Here is a 23,697-nt window from a genome sequence, read left to right on the forward strand (position 1 = left end):
GCTGATAGGCCGCGAGCCCATCCCAGGCCGAAAAACTTTCCACCACACACCATGCGATGCGAGGTCATATTCGGTATTAGCCCCCGTTTCCGAGGGTTATCCCAAAGCCTAGGGCAGGTTGCTCACGTGTTACTCACCCGTTCGCCGCTCGAGTACCCCGAAGGGCCTTTCCGCTCGACTTGCATGTGTTAAGCACGCCGCCAGCGTTCGTCCTGAGCCAGGATCAAACTCTCCAACAAAAACTTTGTCGGACACAATGTCCTGGCAACAAAAGTGTTGCCAAAGGAATCCCGACCAAATCAGACCAAAGCCTGACCAGTCCGGGGTATAAAACAATTGGCACTGGCTTATCAAGCACCCTGTTGAGTTCTCAAAGAACAACCACACACCAACCCGGAAACCCCCACCAGGAGGCCCCCGACCCGGGGTATTTCGTTCGCGTCCCCGCCGCTCTCGCGCCGGGCACTTTTACTACGTTACCTCACCGTCTCCGCCGTGTCAAACCGTGTGTCCCGGTCTGTCGTGCTTCGTACGGGTTGGCGCCCGGTGAACCCGCGCAGCGGTGAACCGCTGCGCTTGATCATCGGATTTGGCAGCCCGGCCGCTGCGGTTTCCCGCAAGCTCGCCCGGTTCCCTGCCGGTCGACAACCTTACCCGGTCGGTTCCGCTCCGCCAAATCCGCCCTGCGGCGTTCCGGTGAGCCCCTCCCGGACCGCATCCTCGCGGGGTGGTGAGACCCCGTTCGGACCCGGTGCCCACGTGGATCGGTGCCTCGGGTTTTCATCCCCGTTTGCCCCGTTCCGCGCTGGCAGAGAGAAAGTTACGCGTCTGCGGGTTTGATCGTCAAATCCGGGGGTAGCGTCCCGCGTCACATCATCACCACCGAGCTATCTGCCCAGTTCAGCGCGCTCAGCGCGCCACCTCACCGACGGCGGGTCGCCAACCAGCCGCGTACGCCGAGCACGCCGGCCGTCGTGCCGATCGCCAGTGACGCGGCGATGAGCAGCGCATGCACCCAGAGGAAGCCGGTCGGATCGCCCGCCCCGACGGCGCCGGTCGACCAGGCCCGCGGGTCGTTCCAGATCGCGACCGCGAACCTCGGCCAGATCACCCAGGTCCACACCCCGACCCCGACCAGGAACAACGACCAGCCACGCGACAGAACCATGGTCGGCCAGTATGCCAGCGGCCCGACCGCCGAGACCGGCGGAGCGGCGGCGGAGCGCCGAGCGCCACCGCCACACCGGCCTGACGACCGGATACGCCGAGGGCCGGCCCGGGTAAGCGATTGCGCCGACCCCGGGCCGGCCGGTTACGCTGCGGGCATGAGCAGTTCGCAGGCGTATCCGACGGCGTCCCCCGACGTCCGGCTCGGCGCGCTGCGACGCCGGCGGTCCCGCGACCGCCTGCGCTGAGCTTTTTCTCCTGCGACCGGCGGATCGAGCCGCCGGTCGTCGTCGATCGTCCTCGCTCCGCCGCCTTCCCGTCCGGTGATCCGCGCGGCGGATCGAGCGAGATCGGCGTACCCATGGATCTTGAGAAGTTGTTGACCGACCGGCTGGCGCCGGCGTTCGCGGCGGTGGCCGGCGGGCCGGTGGACCCGGTCGTGCGGCGCTCACACCACGCGGACTTCCAGTCCGACGCGGCGCTCGCGCTGGCCCGACAGCTCGGCCGGCCGCCGCGGGCGATCGCCGAGGAGGTACGGCAGCGCGCGGAGCTGGCCGACCTCTGCGCGTCGGTCGAGGTGTCCGGGCCGGGCTTCCTCAACCTGACGGTGGCCGACCGGACGCTCGGCGGCCTGATCTCCGCGCTGGCCGCCGACCCGCGGCTCGGGGTGCCGGTGGTCGCCGGGCCGGAGACCGTGGTGGTCGACTACTCGGGGCCGAACGTGGCCAAGGAGATGCACGTCGGCCACCTGCGTTCGACAGTGATCGGGGACGCGGCGGCCCGGCTGCTGGAGTGGTTGGGGCATCGGGTGCTGCGGGCCAACCACCTCGGCGACTGGGGGACGCCGTTCGGCATGTTGATCGAGCACCTGGTCGACCTGGGCGAGGCCGGGGCGGCGCGGGAGCTGTCGATGGGTGACCTGGACGCGTTCTACAAGGCCGCGCGGGAGAAGTTCGACGCGGACGCGGCGTTCCGGGACCGGTCCCGGCTGCGGGTGGTGGCGTTGCAGGGCGGGGACCCGGCGACGCTGCGGCTGTGGCGGCTGCTGGTGACGCAGTCCGAGAGCTATTTCCTGACCGTGTACGAGCTGCTCGACGTGACGTTGTCCGAAGCCGACTTCCGGGGCGAGAGCAGCTATCACGACCTGCTCGCGCCGACCGTCGACGAGTTGGACCGGCTCGGGTTGCTGCGGCGCAGCGACGGCGCGGACTGCGTGTTCCCGCCGGGTTCGGTGGGGCGGGACGGCGAGCCGCTGCCGCTGATCGTGCGCAAGTCCGACGGCGGGTACGGCTATCCCGCGACCGACCTGGCCGCGCTGCGGCACCGGACCGGCACGCTGGGCGCGACCCGGCTGCTCTACGTGGTCGGGCTGCCGCAGCGGCGGCACTTCGAGATGGTCTTCGCGGCCGCCGAGCAGGCCGGCTGGCTGGCCCCGCCGGCCCGCGCCGAGCACGTCGGGTTCGGGTCGATCCTCGGGCCGGACGGGCGGATGCTGCGCAGCCGGGCCGGTGGCTCGGTGAAGCTGGTCGGCCTGCTGAACGAGGCGGTGGAGCGCGCGACCGCGCTGGCGCGGGAGCGCAACCCGGAGCTGGGGGACGCGGAGGCGGCCGAGGTGGGACGCGCGGTCGGCATCGGCGCGATCAAGTACGCCGACCTGGCCGGTGACCGGCGCAAGGACTACGTGCTGGACTGGGAGCGGATGCTGTCGCTGGACGGCAACACCGCGCCCTACCTCCAGTACGCGTACTCCCGGATCCGGTCGATCTTCCGGCGGGCCGGCGTGGCGGCGCGGCCCGGCGCGGACGTCGCACCGGTCGAGGCGGCGGAGCGGGCGCTCGCGTTCGAGCTTGTCGGTTTTCCGGCGGTGGTCGACGCGGTGGCCGGCAGCCTGGAGTTCCACCAGCTCGCCGGGCACCTGCACCGGGTGGCGGTGGCGTTCAGCGCGTTCTACGAGCGGTGCCCGGTGCTGCGGGCCGACGGGCCGGTGCGGGAGAGCCGGCTGGCGCTGTGTGACCTGACCGCGCGGGTGCTGGGGCAGGGGTTGTACCTGCTCGGCATCCGCACCCCGGAGCGGCTGTGAGCCGGCCCGCTCAGCGCGGCAACCAGGACTGCACCTCGACCAGGTTGCCCTCGGGGTCGCGCAGGTAGGCGGAGCGGACGCCCCAGCCGGGACGGTCGGCGGGTTCGGCCACCACCGTCCCGGCGGGCAGCGCGGTGACGGTGGCGTCCACGTCGGGCACCGGCACCACGACCAGCACGCCGCCGTCGCCCCGCCCGACCGGGAGCACCGCCTCGGCGGCCCGCCGGCCGAGCAGCGCGAGCACGGTTTCGCCACCGGCGTCGAAGCCGGCGTACTCGAACTCGTCGACCATCTTCTCCGGCTCGCCGAGCAGGGCGGTGTAGAAGGCGAGGGTGGCCGGGAAGTCGTCGGTGACGATGCGGGGATGCACGCTCATGGTCGGACCCTAACGGGCCGGCGTCTCCGGGAAGGTCCGTTAACCGCTTCAGCGCGGGTGCCGCCCGGCGCACACCACCGTCACCGGCCCGCAACGTCATCGATAACGTTCGAATAACGCGCCGTTTCGGCCGCTTGACGAGTCGTACCTTAACCGGTTCAGTGAGCGATGGCGATGGCCGGGCATCGACGGACGCCGTCGCCACCCGGTCGCCGCCGGCCCGGCGGCACAGCTGCGGAGGTTCCCATGACACTGCGCATCCGCTGGTCCGCCGCCGTGGCGCTGGTCGCCACGCTGGCGACCGCCGCGCTCGCCGCCCCACCGGCGGTCGCCGCACCCGATCCACCGTCGCGCCGCGGCGACTCGGCGTTCGTGGTCCGCGACGGCAGCCGGCTGAGCCTGGCCGGGCGACCGTTCCGGTTCGCCGGACCCAACATGTACTGGTTGGGGCTGGACGAGAACGTCGGCGGCACCGACCCGGCCGACCCGCCGGCCGTCGACCACCCCACCTACTTCCGGATCCGGGACGGGCTGACCACCGCCAAGCGGATGGGCGCCACCGTGGTCCGTGCCCACACGCTCGGCGTCTCCACCGGGAACCCGCGCTCGCTCGAACCCGCGCTCGGCGAGTTCAACCCGGCGGCGTTCGACCGCATCGACTACGCGGTCGCCGAGGCCGGCCGCCTCGGGCTGCGGCTGGTCGTCCCGCTCACCGACAACTGGCAGTACTACCACGGCGGCCGGTACGACTTCCTGCGCTGGCTCGGCCTGAGCACGGACGACGACGGCGCGCTGTTCTACACCGACCCGGCCGCGCGCGCCGCGTTCAAGGCGTACGTCCGCGCGCTGCTCACCCACGTCAACCGCTACACCGGCAAGGCGTACCCCGACGATCCAACGATCATGGCGTGGGAGCTGGGCAACGAGCTGAACGGGATGACCGCCGGCTGGGTCGACGACCTGGCCGGGCACGTCAAGACGCTCGCCCCGCGGCAACTCGTCGCGGCCGGCAGCCAGCACGGCACCGACCCCGCCGTGCTCGGCTCGCCGTACGTCGACATCAGCGACTCGCACTACTACCCGCCCACCGCCGCCGGCATCGCGGCCGACGCCGCCGCGGCCACCGCCGCCGGCAAGGTCTACCTTGCCGGCGAGTTCGGCTCCGGCCAGGCCACCGACGAGCTGCTGGACCAGGTGGCGGCGAACCCGGACGTGAGCGGCGCGCTGTTCTGGTCGCTGTTCGGCCATCACGACCACTCCGGCTTCGTGCCGCACGGCGACGGCTTCACCGTGCACTACCCGGGTGACACGCCGGCGATGCGGGAGGCGGTCGCCGCGCTGACCCGCTTCGCCGGGACGATGGCCGGCCACCCGGCGCCGGCCGTCATCGGGGACCGGCCGCTGCTCACCGCCGTCGACGCCGACTACGGCATCACCACGCTGCGCTGGCGGGGCACCGCGGGCGCGGCCGGTTACCTGGTGCAGCGGCGCGGTGCGGGCGGGGCCTGGGCCACCGTCAGCGGCGCCCGGCCGCTGCGCGCCGACGACGCGCCCTGGTTCGACCTGGCCACGCCCGCCGGTCCGGTGTCCTACCGGGTGGTGGCGGTCGACGCCACCGGCGCCGCCGTGGCCGTCTCCCCGCCGGTGCGCACCGACCGGGCCAGCGACCAGGTGGTCGACCCGCTGGAGGACTGGTTCGTCAGCGCCGGCCACAGCGACTCGCTGCGCCGCACGCCGACCACCGGCGGGGTGCTTGTCGCGCCCGCCCGCGGCCGGTCCGGGGAGCTGCGCTACCGGCGGGACGGCCTCACCGCCGCCACGGTCACGGTCGCCTCGACCGGTCGCCCCCGCGCCGTGGTGGAGGTGTCCGCCGACGGTACGACCGGCTGGCGTCCGACTCGGCCCCGGATCGACCGGACCGGCCCCGGCCGGTACGCGCTCACCGTCACCGGGCTGCGCGACGTGCGCGGCATGCGGGTGGTGTGGCGGCCGGACGCCCGCTTCGCCGTCGCCTCGGTCGCGCTGACCGCCCGGTCGGACTCGGTGACGGACACCGTGCCGGGCGCGTTCGCGCTGACCGCCCCGGCCCCGGACGCGACCGGGGTGAGCCGGTTGGCGGCGCTGGACTGGTCCGCCGCGCCGGGTGCCGCGTACTACTCGCTGACCGTGTCCGAGCACGCCGACCTGAGCGCGCCGCTGGTGGCGGTGTCGGGCCTGCGTACGCCCGGTCTCACGCCGACCACGGCCTGGCCCGCCGGGGCCACGCTGCACGTGCGGGTCACCGCCACGAACGGGTACGGCTCGACGGTCACGGACGCCGCCTTCACCACCCGCGCCGACCTGCCCGGCGTGGTGGTCGACGACTTCGACACGTACCCGTCGGACGCGGAGCTGGCCGCCACCTACCCCCGCAACACCGGCGGCGACCCGATCACGGCGACGCTGGCCCCGCCCGGCGAGGGCAGCGGGCACAGCATGCGGCTGAGCTGGACGCCCGGCGCCAGCGGGTACGCCGGCGTCATCCGCACCCTGCCGGCGGCGCAGGACTGGCGCGGCACCACCGGGCTGCGGATGTGGGTCGAGCCGGGCGCGGACGGCCAGCAGTTGACCGTCCAGTTCGTCGCGTCCGGCTTCTACTGGGAGAAGACGCTGACCTTCGCCGGCACCGGGGCGCGGGTGGTGGAGGTGCCGTTCGCCGACTTCGCCCCGCCGCCGTGGGCCACCCCCGGCCCGCTCGACCTGGGCGCGGTCACCCAGGTGTCGCTCTATCCCGGCGGCGCGACCGGCCCGGCCAGCCTGCGGCTCGACTCGCTCGGCGCGTACGCGTCGTGACCGGTGGGCGCCGGGCCGGGGCGTGCGGCCCGGCCCGGCGCCGGCACGGGACCACCCGGCGCGTGGACACCGGCTAGCGTGACTCGGGACCGGACGAGAGGGAGGCGACCATGGCGGGTCGGCGTGCGGTGCTCGTCCCGGGACGGGGCTACGACACCCGAGGTCCGCTCTTCGTCTACCTCGGTGAGGCGTTGCGCCGGCTCGGCTTCGAGGTGCACGAGGTGACCTGGCAGCGGCTGGACGAGCTGCGCCTGGACGCGGCACCCGGCTGGGTGGCCGCGCAACTGGCGCCGGTCCTCGACTCCGGCGTCGACCTGCTGGTCGGCAAGTCGCTGGGCAGTTTCGCCACCCCGCTCGCCGCCGAGCGGGGCATCCCGGCGGTCTGGCTGACCCCGCTGCTGCACGAGCCGGCCGTACGCGAGCCGCTGAGCCGCACCACGTCGCCGTTCCTGCTGGCCGGCGGCACCGGGGACGCGAGCTGGGACGGTGCGTTGGCGCGCCGGCTCAGCCCGCACGTGGTGGAGGTGGCCGACGCCGACCACTCGCTGATGGTGCCTGGCCCGCTGGCCGGCTCCGCCGAGGCGCTCGGGCGGGTCTGCACCGCCGTGGAGGGGTTCGCCCGCGACGTCGGCGGGGTGACCCCGGTCAGCGCTCGATGATCGCGCCCTTCTCGTCGATGCCGTGGGTGCGCCAGTAGACATCCCACTCGTCGTCGACGTGCTGCGGGACCTTGCCCTCCGGGTAACGCACGTACGGCGCGGTCGGCTCCTGTCCGTCCGGGAAGCAGGCGCTGCCGCCCTGCCCGCCGACCGCGATGGCCGGATACTCGCCGTCGGCGCAGATGGCCTCCTCGAAGGAACAGCCGGCGGTGAGCATCAGGCCGCTCAGGGCGACCCCGGCCAGGGCGATCAGAGTTCGCGTTCGCATGGGGAGAATTCTGGTCGGCCCGGCCGCGCCTGCCATCCGTACCCGTACTCAGTCGTTGGGGTGCAGCAGCACCTTCGTCCAGCCCTGCTCGCGCCGGTCGAAGTGCCCGTACGCCTCGGGCGCCTCGGCCAGCGGCAGCTCGTGCGAGACCAGGAACGACGGCCGGGCGCGGCCGGCGATGATCAGGTCGCGGAGCTGTCGGTTGTAGCGCATCACCGGGGCCTGGCCGGTGCCCATCCGCTGGCCCTTGGTGAAGAACGTGCCGTACTGCCAGCCGATCCGGCCCTCCCGCGCCCGCTTGTCCGGACCGTTGGGGTCCTGCGGCACGTAGACGCCGACCACGCCGATCCCACCGGTGGAGCGGACCACGTCGACCAGGTTGTCCAGCACCAGCTCCGGGTGCTCCTCGCCGGACGGGTCGTGGGCCTGGTAGCCGACCGCCTCCACGCCGCAGTCGGCGCCCACCCCGTCGGTGGCGTCCATGATCTGCCGCACCGGGTCGCCCTCGCCGAAGTTGACCGGAATGGCACCGATCTTCTCGGCCATGGCCAGGCGGTCCGCCTCCTTGTCGACCACGAACACCCGGTCCGCGCCCTTGATCAGCGCGCTGTGCGCGGCCATCAGCCCGACCGGGCCGGCGCCGAACACGGCGACCGTGTCACCGGGGGCCTGCCCGGCGAGTTCGGTGCCGTGCCAGCCGGTCGGGAAGATGTCCGACAGCATGGTGAAGTCGTTCTCGTGCTCGCTGCCCGGCGGCAGGCGCAGCAGGTTGACGTCCGCGTACGGCACGCGCAGGAACTGGGCCTGCCCGCCGTCGTACGGGCCCATGTTGGCGTAGCCGTAGGCCGCGCCGTCCATCCCCTCGGTCGGGTTGGTGCGCAGGCAGAAGCTGGTCCAGCCGTGCAGGCAGTTGCGGCAGGTGCCGCAGGCGATGTTGAACGGCACGGAGACGCGGTCACCGACCTTGATCCGGGTGAGCGCGTCGCCGACCGCCTCCACCACGCCCATGTTCTCGTGGCCGAGGATCTTGCCCGCCTCTACCGAAGTGCGTCCCTCGTACATGTGCAGGTCGGAACCGCAGATGTTGGTGGTGGTGATCCGGATGATCGCGTCGGTGAGGGCCTGGATGGTGGGGTCGGGTCGGTCCTCGACGGCGACGTCACGGGGACCGCGGTACACGAGAGCTTTCACGGTGGGTCTCCAGATCTTTCGGAAGCAGGTCAGCCGAGGGCGCGGAGGCGGTCGGCGAGCGTGTCGCGGTAGAAGTCGAGGAAGCCGTCCGGGTCCGGGCCGGCGTTCTGGAGTACGAGATGGTCGAAGCCGGCGTCGACGTACTTCTGCACGGCCGCGACGAAGTCGAACCCGACCTCCTCGGCCCGGACGGCCTGCCGGATGAGCTCCTTCGGCCCGAATCCCTCGCTGGCCAGCTTGTAACCGATCTTCATCGCTTTTCCCGACTATAGGGGACCGACTCCTCCTTATGACCTTTCCTCACATCCGCGCCGAAAACAGTCGGTCCGAAAAATCTCTCGCCGCCGGCACCTGCGGCCCTTCGATCACCTTTACCCCCGCAAGTTCCAGCCTTCGTGGATCTTTTATCCAGCACATGCGGTTCGGTAGTGTGTCTGGCGTGACGGTGTTCCGGATCGGGGAGGCGGCGGAACTGCTCGGCGTCAGCGCGGACACGGTGCGCCGCTGGGTGGATGCCGGCCGGCTGCCCGCGTCCCGCGACGAGCAGGGCCACCGGGTGATCGACGGCGTGGAACTGGCCGGCTTCTTCCGCGAACAGGCGGGCGGGCCGGACGGCCGGGCCGAGGAGTCCTCGGCGCGTAACCGCCTGCGGGGGATCGTCACCGCGGTCACCAAGGACACGGTGATGGCCCAGGTGGACATCCAGGCCGGGCCGTTCCGGATCGTCTCACTGATGAGCCGGGAGGCGGTCGAGGAGCTGGGCCTGCGGGTCGGGTCGGTCGCGGTCGCGGTGATCAAGTCGACCACGGTGGTGGTGGAGCGGTCCACCCCGGCGCACCGGCCACGGCCGGGCGCGTGAGCGTGGCCGAGTGACCACGGGGAGGAGAGCCTGATGGGGGCACGGATGGTCCGCGCCGCGCTGGCCGGGGTGACGGCGCTGACGCTGGCCGGCTGCGGTGGCGGCACCGGCTCCTCGCCGGGCGGCTCGACCTCCGGTTCCGGCGTGACCGGAACGGTGACCGTGTTCGCGGCGGCGTCGCTGACTGAGTCGTTCACCCGGATCGGCGAGGAGTTCGAGGCGGCCCACCCGGGCGTGACGGTGCGGTTCAACTTCGCCGGCAGTTCCGCGCTGGCCAACCAGATCAACCAGGGCGCGCCCGCGGACGTGTTCGCCTCCGCCGCGCCGAAGAACATGCAGGCGGTCACCGACGCCGGCAACGGCGACGGCTCCCCGGCCACGTTCGCGCGCAACCAACTGGTCATCGCGGTGCCCAGGGGCAACCCGAAGCGCATCGCCGCGCTGGCCGACCTCACCCGGCCCGGGCTCAAGGTGGCGCTCTGCGCCGAGCAGGTGCCCTGCGGCGCGGCGGCGACCCGGGCCCTGAGCGCCGCGCGGGTGCCACTCCGGCCGGTGACGCTGGAGCAGGACGTCAAGGGCGCCCTGTCGAAGGTGAAGCTCGGCGAGGTCGACGCCGCGCTGGTCTACCGCACCGACACCAGGGCCGCCGCCGACGACGTGGACGGCGTGGAGTTCCCCGAGTCCGCCGGCGCGGTCAACGACTACCCCATCGTGGCGCTGAAGAACGCGCCCAACCGGTCCGGCGCGCGGGCCTTCGTCGCCTATGTGCGATCCGACCGGGGCACGGCGGTCCTGACCGGCGCCGGCTTCCAGGCGCCGTGACCTCGACCGAGGCACCCACCGCGGCTCGGGGCGGGCCGCCGCGCCGCCGTCGGGCGCAACGGGTGCCGGCGGCCCTGCTGGTGCCCGCCCTGGTGGGCCTGCTGTTCCTGGTGCTGCCGCTGGCCGGGCTGGTGGTCCGCGCGCCGTGGGCCAGCCTGCCGCAGCGGCTCACCGAGCCCGGCGCGCTGACCGCGCTCCGACTCTCGGTGCAGACGGCCAGCGTCGCCACGCTGGTGTGCCTGCTGCTCGGCGTACCGCTGGCCTGGCTGCTGGCGCGGGCCCGCTTTCCCGGCCGCCGGTTGGTCCGCGCGCTGGTCACGGTCCCGCTGGTGCTGCCGCCGGTGGTCGGCGGGGTGGCGCTGTTGCTGGTGTTCGGGCGTCGGGGCCTGCTCGGCGGGTGGCTGGACGCCACGTTCGGTTTCACGCTGCCGTTCACCACCACCGGCGTGGTGGTCGCCGAGGCGTTCGTCGCGATGCCGTTCCTGGTGATCGCCGTCGAGGGTGCGCTGCGCGGGGCGGACACCCGCTACGAGGAGGCCGCCGCCACGCTCGGCGCCGGACGCTGGACCACGTTCACGCACGTCACCCTGCCGCTCGTGGCGCCGGGCGTGGCGGCCGGAGCGGTGCTGTGCTGGGCGCGGGCGCTCGGCGAGTTCGGCGCCACGATCACGTTCGCCGGCAACTACCCGGGCGTCACCCAGACCATGCCGCTGGCGGTCTACCAGACCATCGAGGGCGGGGACCTGGACGGCGCGGTCGTGCTCAGCCTGGTGCTGCTGACCGTGTCGGTGGCGATCCTCGCCGGCCTGCGGGACAAGTGGATCACCAGCGCATGAGCCCCGCCCCCGTCGTGGACGCGCACCTGGTCGTCGACCGGGGCGCCTTCCGCCTGGACCTGCCGCTGCGCATCGACGCCGGCGAGGTGGTCGCCCTGCTCGGCCCGAACGGGGCCGGCAAGACCACCGCCCTGCGCGCCCTCGCCGGCCTGCAACCGCTGAGCGCGGGTCACCTCGCCCTCGCCGGGCAACCCGTCGACCGGCCCGACCGGAACCTCTGGACACCACCCGAACGGCGCCCGATCGGCGTGGTCTTCCAGGACCACCTCCTCTTCCCACACCTGAGCGCGCTGGACAACGTGGCTTTCGGGCCGCGACGCCACGGCGCGGACCGGCGCACCGCGCGGCGTCGGGCCGCCGACTGGCTCGACCGGGTCGGGCTGGGTGACCGGGCGCGCAGCAGACCCCGGCAGCTCTCCGGCGGGCAGGCCCAACGGGTCGCGCTCGCCCGCGCGCTGGCCGTCGACCCGGTGCTGCTGCTGCTCGACGAGCCGCTCGCCGCGCTCGACGCCCGGACCCGGCTCGACACCCGCGCCGAACTGCACCGGCACCTCGGCGACCATCCCGGCGCCACGCTGCTGGTCACCCACGATCCGCTCGACGCGCTCGTCCTGGCCGACCGGCTCGTCATCGTCGAGGACGGTCGGGTCGTGCAGGACGGCGACGCCGCCGACATCACCGCGCGGCCCCGCACCGACTACGTCGCCCGGCTCGTCGGCCTCAACCTCTACCGGGGCACCGCCGACGGCCGGACCGTCCGGGTCGGCGACCGGCTCACCCTCACCGTCGCCGACCCGCTGCACGGTGACGCGTTCGTCGCGTTCCCGCCGTCGGCCGTCGCCCTGCATCCGAGCCGGCCCGACGGCAGCCCGCGCAACGCCTGGGCCGCGGTCATCGCCGGGCTGCAACGCCACGGCGACAACCTCCGCGTGCAACTGGACGGTCCGATCACGGTGGCCGCCGACGTCACGCCGGCCGCCGCCGCCCACCTCGACCTGGTGCCCGGCCGGTCCGTGTGGGCCGCGGTGAAGGCCGCCGAGACCCGCGCCTACCCCGCCTGAGGTACGCCGAGGGCCGGCCTCCCGCGTGGGGAGACCGGCCCGTGACGAGCCGCCGAAAACCGGTCAGCGTTGCAGGGTCAGCAGACCCGGCCGGTACGGCAGCAGGCCGTAGTCGCCGCCGGAGTTGGTGGCCCGACCCTGGTAGAGCAGTTGCAGGTTGCACGGGTCGACGGTGAAGGTCTGGTCGGCGGTGGTGCGGATCAGCTCTCCGTGGCTGATGTCGTTGGTCCAGGTGGCGCCGCTGTTGGCCTTGCCGGCGAACGGGTTGCTCTCGGTGGCCGCGTTCGGCGTCCACGAGCCGTTCAGGCTGGTCGCGGTGAAGGACCGGAAGTAGCGGCCCTGCGCGCCGATGGCCTCGACGATCATCAGGTAGCGGGTCTGGCCCTGAAGCTTGTAGACCTGGACGGCCTCGAACAGGTTGTTCGTGCTGTCGCTCATGATCGTCGTGTAGTTCGAGCCGAAGTTGCCGGGGAAGTTCCCGATCGGCATGCTCGCCCGGTAGATCTTGCCGTTGTCACCGGCGAAGAAGAGGTACATGTTCTGGTCGTCGGCGATGAGCGTCTGGTCGATCGGGCCGGTGCCGGAGCCGGAGATGCTGCCGGTGAACAGCGGCTGCGCCGAGGACCAGCCGTTGGGGTTGGTCGGGTCGGACGAGGTCTTGTAGGAGAACGCCGTGCCGCCCCACTGGTAGGCGAGCACCCAGATGTTGCGCGGGGCGAAGTAGAACAGCGTCGGCGCGACGGTGCCCTGGGACATGCCGTTCTGGCTGGCCGAGGCCATCTCCGACCAGTTGGTGAACGGGCTGAAGTTCATCGAGCCCCACGACGAGCCGAAGTCGTGCGTGGTCGCGTACACCAGGTGCTTGCCCTGATAGGGGGCGACGGTGAAGTCCTTCAGCGACGCCCAGCCGGACTTCGGCTGCGCCAGCGCGCCGGTCGAGGACCACCGGTAGCTCGACGGCAGCGAGCAGGTGCCGCCCGGCGGCGGCGTGGTGGGAGTGCCCCCACCGTCGACGCGGACGAGCTGCCACTGCTGGTTGCTGCCGTTCCAGTCGTCGTACTGGACGATGCTGCCGCCGTCGGCGGTCGAGGCGCCCTGCACTTCCACCACCTTGTTGCTGTTCCGGTTGATCAGCCGGACGTAGCCGCTGTCGGAGTCGGCGAGCCGGAACTGCTGGTTGGTCCCGTTGGCGTCGGACCACTGCACGATGTTGGCGGAGTTGGCGGTGGAGAAGTTGTAGACGTCCAGCACCTTGCCGGACAGCCGGGACCGCAGCCGGTAGTAGCCACCGCCCGAGTCCACGAACTGCCACTGCTGCTGGTTGCCGTTGTTGCGCGCCCACTGCACGATCCGCGCGCCGTCGGTCGTGGCCAGGTTGTAGACGTCCAGGGCCTTGCCGCTGTTGCGGTTCACCAGCACGTACCAGGCGCTGGTGTCGACCGTCGCCGCGGCGGCGGGGGACGACACCACGGCCGCCGCGCCGACGCCGGCCAGCACGGCCGTCACACCGGCTGCGACGACGCGCGGCAACCATCGCCGCCGTCGACTCGGCGGGGCGACGGATGGGGACCTACCAAAGCCGAACATGATCCTCCTCGATGGCCGGAACCCGGACGCATGCCGCCAGGGTGTTAGCGCTAACAAGACGTGGCCCACGCGTCGCGCACGCCAGTCCCGACAAGGCGGGCCCGCCCCGGTCAACCCCAGCCTCGTCCTTGACCATCGAATGTGGGCGATAACAGAACGTTCGTCAAGTCGTAACTTTCTCGAAGCATCCATCGGCGGTGGCCGAAGCGCCTTCCCCCGCAGGTGCCGCGCCGCCTCCCGACACTCCGGCCGACCCCGGTCGCGGTAATGATGGCGCTAACATCGACGTTTACCCATCATTCGGTCGCGACGGCGACTCCGTGACGAGACGCAAACAGCTTCCTGACAGTCCGCGGTGATCCTGGGCCTCGCTGGTGGGCACCGCGCCGCGGGCCCCCTACAGGAAGGCGTCACGATGAGGAAGCATTCGATGGCCGCGCTGGTGCTGGCCGTCACGATCGGCGGCAGCGGGTGCTCGGCCACCGGAGACGACCGGGCCGACGCCGGCAAGCCGGACGTGGCCACGCTCCGTACCGTCACGCCCGCCGCCACGACCCCGGCGCCGCCGACCGACAAGCGGCCCCGCGCCCGTCTCGACGACACCGACGAGGACACCCAGGCCCGCTACGGGCCGTACGAGAAGTGCATGACCGAGCACGGCGTCGACATCAGGAGGACCCGGGCCGAGGGTGTCACCTCGGGCCCGATCGGCGCCGCGAACAAGGCCTGCGGGAACCTGCTGCCACTGCCGCCCTGGGAACTCGACCCGGCCAACCCGGAGGCGAAGGACTTCGCCCGCGACGTCGTCGCCTGCCTCAAGGAGAAGGGCGTCCGGTACGTCGAGGTCAGCACCGACGGTCCGGGCTGGTCGCTCGGCGGCGAGCACAACGACGCGGAATCGATCTCGAAGGGCATGAGGTTCTCGCCCGAGTGTGAGCGTGAGGCCGCCGCCAAGCGGAAGTAGCCGCCCGGCCCGGAGGCGCCACCCGCACCGGGTGGCGCCTCCCGCGCGTGCCGGCACGTCTCAGGTCGAGGCGAGCGCCTCGGTCGGTGTGAGACGGGACGCCCGGATCGACGGATAGACACCGGCGAGCACACCGACCACGACGGCGCCACCGAGCCCGGCGAGCGTCGCCGGCACCGAGACCACCACCGGCCAGCCCTGCCAGGTCGCGTAACCGACGGTCGCGACCGTGCCGATCAGCGTCCCGGCGACCCCGCCGAGCGCGGCCAACGCGGCGGACTCGGTGAGAAACTGGGCGCGGATCTGGCCACGGTGCGCGCCGAGCGCGCGGCGCAGGCCGATCTCGGTACGCCGTTCCAGCACCGAGACCACCATCGTGTTGGCCACGCCGATCCCACCGACCAGCAACGCGATCGCGGCCAGGCCGAGGAACAGCGTGGAGAAGTTGCTCTCGGTGGCCCGCTTCGCGGCGAGCGCGTCCGACGGGCGGGTCACCACCACCTGCCCGGGTCGGACCGGCGAGATGGTGGCCGGCAGGACCTCCCGGACGGCCTCCACCGCCGACTCCCGGCACCGCAGGTAGATGACCGTGGGATGCCCGTCGAAGCGCAGGTGGTCGCGGGCCGCCTCCCAGCCGACCAGGACCGAGCGGTCGAGGTCCGGCGAGAGCGGCGTCCGGGCGAGGATGCCGACGACGGTGAACCACCGGTCGCCGATGAACACCGACGGACCGGGACCGCCGGCGGCGGGCAGGTCCGCGAAACCGAGTCGGGTGGCGGCGACGGAGCCGAGCACCACGGTCGGGAACCGTTCCGTGACCGCGTCGAGCCACCGCCCGGAGCGCACCTTCCCGTCGACCGCGCGCAGCAGGTCCGGGCGGGCGGCGAGCACGGTCAGGCCGGAACCGTCGCCGGTGTCGGTACGGTCGTTGCGGCGGACGAGCGCGTGGGTGTTCGCCACCGCGCTCGCCACGGTGACCGGCCCGATGCGCCCGACCATCGCCACGGACTCCTCGGGGAACTCCGCCGGCGAGTCCGGATCGGACTGTGCCCGCGCCTGGAGGTGGTCGGTGCCGAGCGCGGACAGCTCGCGCAGCAGCGCCGCCTGGCCGGAGGCCGGTACGCCGGTGACGAGCACCGTGGTGGCGATGCCGATCGCGATGCCCAACGCCGAGAACGCGGCCCGTGCCCGGCGGGTACGGATGCCGAGCAGCCCGACGTCGAGCAGGTCGAGCGGGGAGAGCCGGACCCGGCGGATCATCGGACCACCGCCGTGTCGCGCACCAGCCGGCCGTCGCGCAGCTCGACGCGGCGGGGAAGGTCGGCGGCGATCTCGTTGTCGTGCGTGATGACGGCGATGGTGGTGCCCTCCTCGTTGAGCCGGCGCAGCAGGCGGAGCACCGCACGCCCGTTGTCGGTGTCCAGGGCGCCGGTGGGTTCGTCGGCCAGCACGAGGGCGGGGCCGTTGACGAGCGCCCGGGCGATGGCGACACGTTGACGCTCGCCACCGGAGAGCTGCGCCGGACGGTGGTCGACCCGGTGGGCCAGGCCGACCCGGTCGAGTGCGTCGAACGCGAGCGGCCGACGGCGGCGGCGCGGGACCCCGGCGTAGAGCAGGCCGGTGGCCACGTTCTCGGCGGCGGTGAGGCCGGCGGCGAGATGGAACTGCTGGAAGACGAAGCCGAGCCAGCGACCACGCAGGGCGGAGAGCCGGCGGTCGGAGAGCCCGGCCACGTCCTGCCCGGCGATCGAGATCGTGCCGGAGGTGGGCCGGTCCAGGGTGCCCATGAGGTTGAGCAGGGTCGACTTGCCGGAGCCGGACGGCCCGACGATGGCGACCAGTTCACCCTCGGTGATGTCCAGCGAGACCCCCCGCAACGCCTCGACGCCGCCGGGGTAGCGCATGCTGACATCGCGCGCCGAGAGCACCGGGGTCACGAGGTGGTCACCACCGGGGTCCCCGCGCGGAGACCGTCGCCCCTGACCTCGACGAGCCCCTGGGCGAAGAGCCCGGTCTCGACCGGGACCAGATCCCCGCCGGAGACCTGGACGCCGTAGCCGCCCTCGCTGAGCGCGAGCAACGCGCCGACCGGGACGACGAGGACGCCTTCGTGGGTCTCGGCGGCGAAGTCGACCCGCACGTCGGCGACGCTGATCCGGGCCGTGGCTGCGGAACTCTTCATCGCGATCGTCACGGTGACGGTGGGCGGGCCGCCGGTGCCGGCATCGCCCTCCGCCGCCTTCACCGCCTGGCCGACCGCGGTGACCCGGCCGCCGATCGTGCTCTCGTCGGGCAGGTGCACGGTGACCGCGTCGCCCGGCGCGATCGAGGCCGCGTCGCCGACGTTCGCCTCCACGGTGACGACCTTCGCCGTCCGGGTGACCGACAGCAGCGGGGCGTCCGCGCTGTCGCCCGGCTGGGCGGCGACCGAGTCGACCCGGACCGCGCCGACGAGCACCACCACGTCCCCGGCCTCGACCGTGCCGGTCGCCGGCACCCCCAGGTCGTGCTGCCAGCGCTTGACCGCGTCCCGCAACGCGGCGGTCAGCACGCTCTCGTCCCTGGCCACCGGCACCGCCGGAGCGGGCGTGGACGACGACCGGGTCGGCCGGGCGCCGGACGTCGGCCGGTCACCGACGTCGTAGCCGAGGGCGTGCAGGTTGTCCGCGACGATCCGCACGTCCCGGCCGACCGTGCCGAGGTCGCGCAGCGGGCGGAACAGCGGCATCCCGCCGTAGAAGAGCGGCACCGGGCGGTCGTCGACCCGGTAAAGCTGCTGGCCGCGCCGCACCGACGCGCCCGGGGCGGGCAGCCAGGTCACCGTGCCGCTCCGGCCGCCCTTGAGCAGTCGGGCGGCGCCGAAGCCGAGCGTGCCCGGCAGCGACTGCGCCGTCGACAGGTCCTGCTTCACCACCGCGACGCTCCGTACGCCTGCCGGTTCGTCCGCTGTCGACGCCGGGCCGGTGTCCCGGCCGGACCAGACGACGACGGCCGCGGCGAGCAGTCCGGCGACGACGACCGCGGGGACCACCGCCCTCGTCAGGTAGCGGCGGCGCGGTGCCGGTTCCCTGCCAGCGAGCGGGATGACCTGGGTTTCGGCGTTCGCCGGCGGCACCGTTCGGGTCAGTGGCATGGCGCCGATCGTGACCCGGGATCATCAGGATCCTGTCAGGTCCGGGCATGACCTTTTCCACGGATTCGCGACCCCGCGGCTCACCTATAGTCCCCACCATGTGCGCACGGGTGATGCTCGCGGAGGACGACCGGCGGCAGGCCGAGGCGCTGCGCCGCTACCTCACCGCGGAGGGTCACGAGGCGACGGTCGTGCACGACGGCGAGGCGGCGCTGCGGGCGGCCCGGCAGGAGACGTTCGACCTGCTCCTGCTCGACGTGATGCTGCCGGGGCTGGACGGGATGCAGATCTGCCGGATCCTCCGCCAGGAGTCGGACGTGCTGATGCTGATGCTGACCGCCCGGTCGAGTGAGGACGACCTGCTGCGCGGCCTCGACCTCGGCGCCGACGACTACATGACCAAGCCGTTCAGCCCCCGGGAACTGGTGGCCCGGGTCCGGACGCTGCTGCGCCGCGTCCCCGCGACGGCCCGACACCCACCGGTGCTCCGGGTCGGCCGCCTCACCGTCGACGAGCCCCGGCACACGGTGACCGCCGGCGGTGTCCCGGTCGACTGCACCGCCGGTGAGTTCGCGATCCTGGCGGCGATGATCCGCCAGCCCGGCCGGGTGTTCACCCGCGGCCAACTGCTGGAGCACACCCGGGGCATCGACCGCGAGTCGACCGGGCGCACCATCGACGTGCACGTGATGAACCTGCGCCGGAAGATCGAGGCGAACCCGCGCCGGCCACGGCAGCTCCTGACCGTGTACGGGGTCGGCTACAAGCTGACCGCCGGGACGCCGTGAGACGCGTGCCGCCGCACCGCAGCCTGGTGGTACGGCTGCTGGCCACCTCCCTGCTGGTGGCGGTCTGCGCGATCCTGGCCACGACCTGGCTGGCCGTCCAGTCGACCACCCAGGCGATCCAGCAGGCCCAGGGCCGTTCGCTCGCCGACGACAAGAACATCTACGACACGCTGGTGAGCTACGCCGCCACCCACCGGGACTGGTCCGGCGTGGCCGCCGTGCTCGCCGAGCGGGCCGGCACGCTCGAACGCCGGATCACGCTGATGACGCCGGACCGGCAGGTGATCGCCGACTCCGCACCGGACGGCCCGTCGCTGCGGGCGGCCCGCCCCTCGGCGACCGTCGACCCGCTACAGGTGGACCTGGGCCTGACCGGCGGGACCGCCCGGATCGACCGGCGCGTGCTCGGGCCGTACGTGCTGACCAGCCGGGAGAGCGGCGTCACCCGGCAGTTGGCCGGGCGGTGGCTCACGTGCATCCACCGCAACTCCGCGCTGGACGGAAAGGTCGTGGTCGGCCCGACCGGCCGGGCGTCGGTCCAGGTGACCGGGACGGACGGGCGCGACGTCGTCGGCCACTGCCTGCCGGCCGACCTGGCCGGTCCGCTGCCGACCGAGGCCGGGCCGATCGCACGGCTACGGGACGCGACGAGGTCGTGCCTGCGCCGGGCGGGAGCGCCGGACCGGGTCATGATCAGGCCGGACCGCACGGCGATCCCGAGCGGCTCCGCCGGGCTCGACGAGCGGATCGACTCCTGCCTGCACGAGGCGCTGGTCGCCCAGTTGAGGGCGTACGCGGCACCGCCGGCGCTGCTGTTCGTGACCGACGAGGCCCAGGGCACCACCGAGCCGGTGTTCAACCTGTCCCGCGCGAACGTGATCCGCATCGTCGAGGTGACCGGCGCGGTGCTGGCGGCCACCGTGCTGGTCACCGTGCTGGTCGGGCGTCGACTGGTACGACCGCTGCGGGCGCTGACCGACGCCGTCCGGCAGCCGATGGACTCGCCGGCCCGGGTGCCGGTGACCACCCGCGACGAGATCGGGCTGCTGGCCACCGCGCTCAACGACCTCGCCGCCCGGCGGGAGCAGATCGAGGCGCTGCGCAAGACCATGGTCAGCGACGTGGCGCACGAGCTGCGGACGCCGCTGAGCACCATGCGGAGTTGGCTGGAGGCCGCCCAGGACGGTCTCGCCCAGCCCGACGCGCACCTGCTCAGCCTGCTGCTCGACGAGGCGATGCTGCTCCAGCACATCATCGACGACCTCCGGGACCTGGCCGCCGCCGACGCCGGTGAGCTGCGCGTGCACCGCGAACCGCACGACGTGGCCGACCTGCTGGACCAGGTCGTCGAGGCGCACCGGGGCGCGGCCGACGCCGCCGGGGTGCGGCTGGGCCTCGACGTGGCCGCCGTCGGTGAGACGGCGGTCGACGGCGCCCGGCTGCGGCAGCTCGTCGGCAACGTGGTCGCCAACGCGATCCGGCACACCGCCACCGGTGGCTCGGTGACCGTGCGGTGCGCGGTGCGGGCGGAGCAGTTGAGCATCGTCGTGTCCGACACCGGGACCGGCATCGCGCCCGCCGACCTGTCCCGGGTCTTCGAGCGCTTCTGGCGGGCCGACGACTCGCGGGCCCGCCGCACCGGGGGGAGCGGGCTCGGCCTGTCGATCGCCCGCAAGCTCGCCGAGGCGCACGGCGGCAGCATCTCCGTCGAGAGTGTGCTCGGCGTGGGCAGCACGTTCACCGTCCGACTGCCGATCGTCGCCGCCGTCCCGCACTGACCGGCCGGGCCGGGACATCGCGATGCCCCGGCCCGGCCCTCGCTCGGGAGGTGGTGCCGTCAGCCGCAGCGTTGACCGTTGAGCGTGAAGGCGGTCGGCGCCGGGTTGGTGCCGCTCCAGGTGCCGTTGAAGCCGATACTGGTGGACGCGCCGGGGGCGAGTCTGCCGTTCCAGCCCAGGTTCTCGGCGGTGACGCCCGTTCCGCTCTGCTTCCAGGTGGCCGACCAGCCCTGGCCGACCTTCTGGCCGGTGGTGGGGAAGTCGAAGGCGAGCTTCCAGCCGTCGATCGCGGTGGTGCCGGTGTTCTTGACGGTGATGGTGGCGGTGAAGCCGCCCGGCCAACTGTTCGCCGCGTAGCCGACCGTGCAGCCGCCGGTCGGGGTGGTGGGCGCGGTCCGCACGGTCAGGCCGGGCGAGGCCGCCGAGACGTTGCCCGCCGCGTCCCGGGCGGTCACCACGAAGGTGTACGGGGTGTCCGGCGTCAACCCGGCCACGGTGTACGCGGTGCTCGTGGTGCTGCCCACCTTCACGGTGCCGGTGGTGTCGACCCGGTGCACGTCGTAGCCGGTGACGCCGACGTTGTCGGTGGACGGCGTCCAGCTCAGCGCCACGCTGTCGCCGGTGACCGTGCCGGCGACCGGCTTGCCCGGGGCGGTCGGCGGCTGGGTGTCGCCGGGCGTGGTGCCGCGCGGCAGCACCAGGTGGGTGATCGAGTTGGCCGGGAAGGTGGCGGTGAAGCCGCCGGCGGTCACCGGCTGGTCGGCCTCCCGGACCACGCCGGCGAGGTTCGCCCCGCTGTAGCGGTAGACCTGGGCGCTGCCGGCGGTGGCACCGGTCAGGGCCACCGGGCTGGTCAGGTCGTCGCCGCTCTTGTTGACCACGACCAGGGTGAGCGCCTTGTCGGCGGTCCGCTCGGCCGCGTACACGGCCAGCTTGTCCTGGTCGGCGCTGGTGGCCCGGACGGACGTCTCGCCGAACGCGCCACCCTTGCCGTCATAGTTGCGGTAGATCCGGAACGCGTCGGCCACCGGCTGGTCGGCGGTCGGCGCGGTCCAGAGGCTGGCCAGGTCGAGCCCCTCCCGGCCGAAGATGCCGAGCACGTCCGCCTGGGCCAGCGCGCCGTTCAGCGAGCCGTACCCGCCCCAGCTGTACTCGGTCATCGCGATCTTCGTGCCCGGGTAGTGCTTGTCGACCAGCTCGCGCATCCGCGGGATGAACCGGACCGGCTGGTTGATCCAGCTCTCGTCCACGTACGTCGGGTCCCAGAGCTGGCGGGTCGAGCGCAGTCGCAGCGCCTGGGTGGCGGCGTCCCCGGCACCGGACCCGCTGACGCCGGACTGCTGCGGGTAGAGGTGCACGTCGAAGTAGTCGAGGACGCGGGTGCCGTGCTGCTGCTCGTACTCCCGCATCCGGTCCAGGTACCACGGGCCGAGGTCCTGGCCGCCGTGCGCGGCCTTGTCCGGCGGGTTCGACCAGCAGCCGGTCCGGGAGCAGGTGTCCTGGTCCAGCCCCGAATAGAAGATCGAGTTCAGGCCCCAGCCGACCGGGCCCAGTGTCTTCGCCCCCGGATCGGCCGCCTTGATCGCCGCGCCGTACGCGTAGGTGCGGTCGCGCAGCTCGTCGTAGCCGAGCCCGACCGGGCGGACGTCGCGGTGCGTCGAGTGCCACAGGTCCGGCTCGTTGTCCAGGTTGTAGAACCGCACCCCACCGCTGCCGGCGGCGCCGAACCGTCCTTTGAGATGGTTGACGAAGTCGGTGGCGTACTCCGGACCGACGGCGACGCTGGTGTCCTCCGGGTCGTTGCCGGTGATCAGGCTGCCGTCCGGCTTCTTGCCGTTGCCGCAGTCGGGCGCCCACTGGTCGGTGGACTCCTGCGGGCCGTACTTCGCCACGCTGAAGCCGCACGCCTTGGCCCGATCCTTGGCGATCCAGCCGATCATCGGCATCGTCATGATCGTGTCGGTGCCGGTGACCTTGTTCCGTTCCACGAACCGGTCGCTCTCCGAGCCGTCGGGCAGGCTGTCCGGATCGGTGTTGTCGTTCGGGATGTTCTCGAAGTACCAGTCCGCGGCCCGATTGGTGGTGTCGGTGCGGAAGTTGTAGCGGGTGGTGGCGTTGCCGCCGTACCGGTGCACCGGTAGCCGCAGCTCCCGGGCGAGCGCCTCGTCGGCGAAGTTCATCCCGTAGACGTACGGGCTGATCGTGTGCCGGTCGGCGGTGGTGTCGACGGCCAGCGCCGGGCCGGCGGCGGCCTGGGCGGGCCCTGGTAGGGCCAGGCCGCCGAGCGTGGCGGCCAGCACGACCGGGAGCAGTGCTGTGGTGGGACGCACGAGCTCTTCCTTCCTGAGGAAATCGAAGCTCGCCGTTGGGAGCGCCCCCACAGCCTGGCCCGGTTCGCCCCCCGCGTCAACACGTCGGCGTCCGGTGGATCAACGCCGCAGTGTCTCGCCGTACGCCCGGCGGTGGCGCATGCCGATCGCGACGCGTATCGGGAAACGCATACGCCCGCGCAACAACCCGGCGTCTTCACTCGGGACGGACCGGGAGGCCGTCCGCCCGGTCCGCCACCGGAGAGGAGCATGGGGATGGACCCGACACGGGGTATCGACCGGCGAGGAGAGGTGGGGGTCGCGCCACCCCGGCGTACGCGAAGGGTCGTGCTCGTCGGCGCGGCGGTCCTCGGCCTGGCGGGGGCCGCGTGCGTGGTGCGGCGCCCGTTGCTGATGGCCGCCCCGGCGTGCCGGGCCGGGCGGTGGCACGGCTGCTTCGACACGGAGAACGGCGTCCTGCTCATGACGCTGGTCGGGCTGCCGGTCGCCGCGCTGGGGGTGGTGGCCCTGGCGTGGTGCCGGCGCCGCGCCGGCGTTACCTCGGCGTGGCGGTCGTCGGTGGCCGAGGTGGGGATGGTCCACGGCACCGTGCCGTTCGTCTGGATGACGCTGATGCCGGGCCCGGGGGCCGGCGTCGTGCCGGGTCGGGTGAGCCTGGTGCCGCTGCGGGACCTGGCCACGATGGGGCCGCTCGGGATCGGTGGCAACCTGCTGGTGCTCGCGGCACTGGGTTTCTTCGCGCCGATGCGGATCGCGGCACTGGCGTCCGTGCCCCGGCTCCTGGCGCTCGGGGCGGGCTGCTCGGCCGTGATCGAGACCCTCCAGTACGCGCTGCGGCTGGACCGGGTGTCGTCGGTGGACGACGTGCTGGTCAACGCCGCCGGCGCGGTGCTGTTCGGGCTGGCGTCCCGCCGCTGGTGGCGTGCCCCGGCGCAACGACGTCATCCGGTGGCGGCGGCAGACTGA

General features: G+C 72.9%; 21 protein-coding genes and 1 rRNA gene (1 of these 22 cut by a window edge). 11 read left to right on the forward strand and 11 right to left on the reverse strand.

The window, feature by feature from the left end:
• Both OG767_RS00015 and OG767_RS00020 read right to left on the reverse strand, forming a co-directional pair.
• Positions 1-239 (reverse strand): 16S ribosomal RNA (locus tag OG767_RS00015) (it extends 1,276 nt beyond the left edge of the window).
• Between the two features lie 683 nt (positions 240-922).
• Positions 923-1,168: an SCO4848 family membrane protein gene (locus OG767_RS00020; RefSeq protein ID WP_405091611.1), complete on the reverse strand. Its 246-nt coding sequence runs from the start codon at positions 1,166-1,168 to the stop codon at positions 923-925.
• Between the two features lie 360 nt (positions 1,169-1,528).
• Here OG767_RS00020 and argS point away from each other — a divergent pair, with 360 nt between their 5' ends.
• Positions 1,529-3,247, forward strand: coding sequence for an arginine--tRNA ligase (gene argS, locus OG767_RS00025; protein ID WP_405091612.1), 1,719 nt, complete (start codon positions 1,529-1,531; stop codon positions 3,245-3,247).
• Between the two features lie 10 nt (positions 3,248-3,257).
• On the opposite strand, the gene OG767_RS00030 is transcribed toward argS, so the two are convergent.
• Entirely contained in the window at positions 3,258-3,623 is a 366-nt protein-coding gene (locus OG767_RS00030) for a VOC family protein (RefSeq protein ID WP_405091613.1), read from the reverse strand.
• A 246-nt stretch (positions 3,624-3,869) separates the two neighbouring features.
• On the opposite strand from OG767_RS00030, the gene OG767_RS00035 reads away from it, so the two are divergent.
• Positions 3,870-6,455 (forward strand): carbohydrate binding domain-containing protein, encoded by a 2,586-nt coding sequence (locus OG767_RS00035; protein ID WP_405091614.1) that lies wholly within the window; start codon positions 3,870-3,872, stop codon positions 6,453-6,455.
• Positions 6,456-6,565: 110 nt separating this feature from the next.
• Positions 6,566-7,114, forward strand: coding sequence for an alpha/beta hydrolase (locus OG767_RS00040; RefSeq protein WP_405091615.1), 549 nt, complete (start codon positions 6,566-6,568; stop codon positions 7,112-7,114).
• Here OG767_RS00040 and OG767_RS00045 read toward each other — a convergent pair.
• The 3 genes from OG767_RS00045 to OG767_RS00055 are packed head-to-tail and all read right to left on the reverse strand — an operon-like array spanning position 7,101 to position 8,827.
• On the reverse strand, positions 7,101-7,382 hold the full coding sequence (locus OG767_RS00045) for an SCO0607 family lipoprotein (RefSeq protein ID WP_405091616.1): 282 nt from the start codon (positions 7,380-7,382) through the stop codon (positions 7,101-7,103). The genes OG767_RS00040 and OG767_RS00045 overlap by 14 nt on opposite strands.
• Positions 7,383-7,430: 48 nt before the next feature.
• Complete coding sequence (locus OG767_RS00050; protein WP_405091617.1) at positions 7,431-8,573, reverse strand: glutathione-independent formaldehyde dehydrogenase; 1,143 nt, start codon at positions 8,571-8,573, stop codon at positions 7,431-7,433.
• 29 nt (positions 8,574-8,602) lie between these two features.
• Positions 8,603-8,827 (reverse strand): hypothetical protein, encoded by a 225-nt coding sequence (locus tag OG767_RS00055; RefSeq protein WP_405091618.1) that lies wholly within the window; start codon positions 8,825-8,827, stop codon positions 8,603-8,605.
• Between the two features lie 185 nt (positions 8,828-9,012).
• On the opposite strand from OG767_RS00055, the gene OG767_RS00060 reads away from it, so the two are divergent.
• Genes OG767_RS00060 through OG767_RS00075 form a run of 4 tightly spaced genes read left to right on the forward strand, consistent with a single transcriptional unit; the run spans position 9,013 to position 12,151 of the window.
• Positions 9,013-9,432, forward strand: coding sequence for a molybdopterin-binding protein (locus OG767_RS00060; RefSeq protein ID WP_405091619.1), 420 nt, complete (start codon positions 9,013-9,015; stop codon positions 9,430-9,432).
• A gap of 33 nt (positions 9,433-9,465) precedes the next feature.
• A complete protein-coding gene (gene modA, locus OG767_RS00065; RefSeq protein WP_405091620.1) occupies positions 9,466-10,254 on the forward strand; it encodes a molybdate ABC transporter substrate-binding protein in 789 nt (262 codons plus the stop codon).
• The gene (locus OG767_RS00070; protein WP_405091621.1) at positions 10,251-11,090 is read left to right on the forward strand and encodes an ABC transporter permease; all 840 of its coding nucleotides are present in this window, start codon (positions 10,251-10,253) and stop codon (positions 11,088-11,090) included. Before modA ends, OG767_RS00070 begins: the two co-directional genes overlap by 4 nt.
• Complete coding sequence (locus OG767_RS00075) at positions 11,087-12,151, forward strand: ABC transporter ATP-binding protein (protein WP_405091622.1); 1,065 nt, start codon at positions 11,087-11,089, stop codon at positions 12,149-12,151. The genes OG767_RS00070 and OG767_RS00075 overlap by 4 nt, the downstream gene beginning before the upstream one ends.
• Positions 12,152-12,214: 63 nt before the next feature.
• On the opposite strand, the gene OG767_RS00080 is transcribed toward OG767_RS00075, so the two are convergent.
• Positions 12,215-13,738 carry a non-reducing end alpha-L-arabinofuranosidase family hydrolase gene (locus OG767_RS00080; RefSeq protein ID WP_405091623.1) on the reverse strand — a complete coding sequence of 508 codons (1,524 nt, stop codon included), beginning with the start codon at positions 13,736-13,738 and terminating at the stop codon, positions 12,215-12,217.
• 415 nt (positions 13,739-14,153) lie between these two features.
• Here OG767_RS00080 and OG767_RS00085 point away from each other — a divergent pair, with 415 nt between their 5' ends.
• Positions 14,154-14,702, forward strand: a complete 549-nt coding sequence (locus OG767_RS00085) for a hypothetical protein (protein ID WP_405091624.1) — start codon at positions 14,154-14,156, stop codon at positions 14,700-14,702.
• Between the two features lie 60 nt (positions 14,703-14,762).
• Here the strand turns inward: OG767_RS00085 and OG767_RS00090 are convergent, their stop codons facing one another.
• Genes OG767_RS00090 through OG767_RS00100 form a run of 3 tightly spaced genes read right to left on the reverse strand, consistent with a single transcriptional unit; the run spans position 14,763 to position 17,835 of the window.
• Complete coding sequence (locus tag OG767_RS00090) at positions 14,763-15,962, reverse strand: ABC transporter permease (protein WP_405091625.1); 1,200 nt, start codon at positions 15,960-15,962, stop codon at positions 14,763-14,765.
• On the reverse strand, positions 15,959-16,606 hold the full coding sequence (locus tag OG767_RS00095; RefSeq protein WP_405094092.1) for an ABC transporter ATP-binding protein: 648 nt from the start codon (positions 16,604-16,606) through the stop codon (positions 15,959-15,961). The genes OG767_RS00090 and OG767_RS00095 overlap by 4 nt, the downstream gene beginning before the upstream one ends.
• Positions 16,607-16,635: 29 nt before the next feature.
• Entirely contained in the window at positions 16,636-17,835 is a 1,200-nt protein-coding gene (locus OG767_RS00100; RefSeq protein WP_405091626.1) for an efflux RND transporter periplasmic adaptor subunit, read from the reverse strand.
• 98 nt (positions 17,836-17,933) lie between these two features.
• On the opposite strand from OG767_RS00100, the gene OG767_RS00105 reads away from it, so the two are divergent.
• A complete protein-coding gene (locus tag OG767_RS00105; RefSeq protein ID WP_405091627.1) occupies positions 17,934-18,623 on the forward strand; it encodes a response regulator transcription factor in 690 nt (229 codons plus the stop codon).
• On the forward strand, positions 18,620-20,401 hold the full coding sequence (locus tag OG767_RS00110) for a sensor histidine kinase (protein WP_405091628.1): 1,782 nt from the start codon (positions 18,620-18,622) through the stop codon (positions 20,399-20,401). Before OG767_RS00105 ends, OG767_RS00110 begins: the two co-directional genes overlap by 4 nt.
• 59 nt (positions 20,402-20,460) lie before the next feature.
• Here the strand turns inward: OG767_RS00110 and OG767_RS00115 are convergent, their stop codons facing one another.
• Positions 20,461-22,731: a glycoside hydrolase family 44 protein gene (locus tag OG767_RS00115; RefSeq protein ID WP_405091629.1), complete on the reverse strand. Its 2,271-nt coding sequence runs from the start codon at positions 22,729-22,731 to the stop codon at positions 20,461-20,463.
• 255 nt (positions 22,732-22,986) lie between these two features.
• Between OG767_RS00115 and OG767_RS00120 the strand changes: the two genes are divergently transcribed.
• On the forward strand, positions 22,987-23,697 hold the full coding sequence (locus tag OG767_RS00120) for a VanZ family protein (RefSeq protein WP_405091630.1): 711 nt from the start codon (positions 22,987-22,989) through the stop codon (positions 23,695-23,697).

The sequence above is a fragment of the Micromonospora sp. NBC_01392 genome (assembly GCF_045040125.1).
Taxonomy (GTDB): domain Bacteria; phylum Actinomycetota; class Actinomycetes; order Mycobacteriales; family Micromonosporaceae; genus Micromonospora.

Excerpts from the sequence above, each read along its gene's own strand:
- OG767_RS00075 (WP_405091622.1), top strand. The coding sequence starts at position 11,087 with ATGAGCCCCGCCCCCGTCGTGGACGCGCACCTGGTCGTCGACCGGGGC.
- OG767_RS00080 (WP_405091623.1), bottom strand. The coding sequence starts at position 13,738 with ATGTTCGGCTTTGGTAGGTCCCCATCCGTCGCCCCGCCGAGTCGACGG.
- OG767_RS00095 (WP_405094092.1), bottom strand. The coding sequence starts at position 16,606 with ATGCGCTACCCCGGCGGCGTCGAGGCGTTGCGGGGGGTCTCGCTGGAC.
- argS (WP_405091612.1), top strand. The coding sequence starts at position 1,529 with ATGGATCTTGAGAAGTTGTTGACCGACCGGCTGGCGCCGGCGTTCGCG.
- OG767_RS00100 (WP_405091626.1), bottom strand. The coding sequence starts at position 17,835 with ATGCCACTGACCCGAACGGTGCCGCCGGCGAACGCCGAAACCCAGGTC.
- OG767_RS00045 (WP_405091616.1), bottom strand. The coding sequence starts at position 7,382 with ATGCGAACGCGAACTCTGATCGCCCTGGCCGGGGTCGCCCTGAGCGGC.
- modA (WP_405091620.1), top strand. The coding sequence starts at position 9,466 with ATGGGGGCACGGATGGTCCGCGCCGCGCTGGCCGGGGTGACGGCGCTG.
- OG767_RS00030 (WP_405091613.1), bottom strand. The coding sequence starts at position 3,623 with ATGAGCGTGCATCCCCGCATCGTCACCGACGACTTCCCGGCCACCCTC.
- OG767_RS00040 (WP_405091615.1), top strand. The coding sequence starts at position 6,566 with ATGGCGGGTCGGCGTGCGGTGCTCGTCCCGGGACGGGGCTACGACACC.
- OG767_RS00020 (WP_405091611.1), bottom strand. The coding sequence starts at position 1,168 with ATGGTTCTGTCGCGTGGCTGGTCGTTGTTCCTGGTCGGGGTCGGGGTG.
- OG767_RS00035 (WP_405091614.1), top strand. The coding sequence starts at position 3,870 with ATGACACTGCGCATCCGCTGGTCCGCCGCCGTGGCGCTGGTCGCCACG.
- OG767_RS00090 (WP_405091625.1), bottom strand. The coding sequence starts at position 15,962 with ATGATCCGCCGGGTCCGGCTCTCCCCGCTCGACCTGCTCGACGTCGGG.
- OG767_RS00055 (WP_405091618.1), bottom strand. The coding sequence starts at position 8,827 with ATGAAGATCGGTTACAAGCTGGCCAGCGAGGGATTCGGGCCGAAGGAG.
- OG767_RS00105 (WP_405091627.1), top strand. The coding sequence starts at position 17,934 with ATGTGCGCACGGGTGATGCTCGCGGAGGACGACCGGCGGCAGGCCGAG.
- OG767_RS00120 (WP_405091630.1), top strand. The coding sequence starts at position 22,987 with ATGGACCCGACACGGGGTATCGACCGGCGAGGAGAGGTGGGGGTCGCG.
- OG767_RS00085 (WP_405091624.1), top strand. The coding sequence starts at position 14,154 with ATGAGGAAGCATTCGATGGCCGCGCTGGTGCTGGCCGTCACGATCGGC.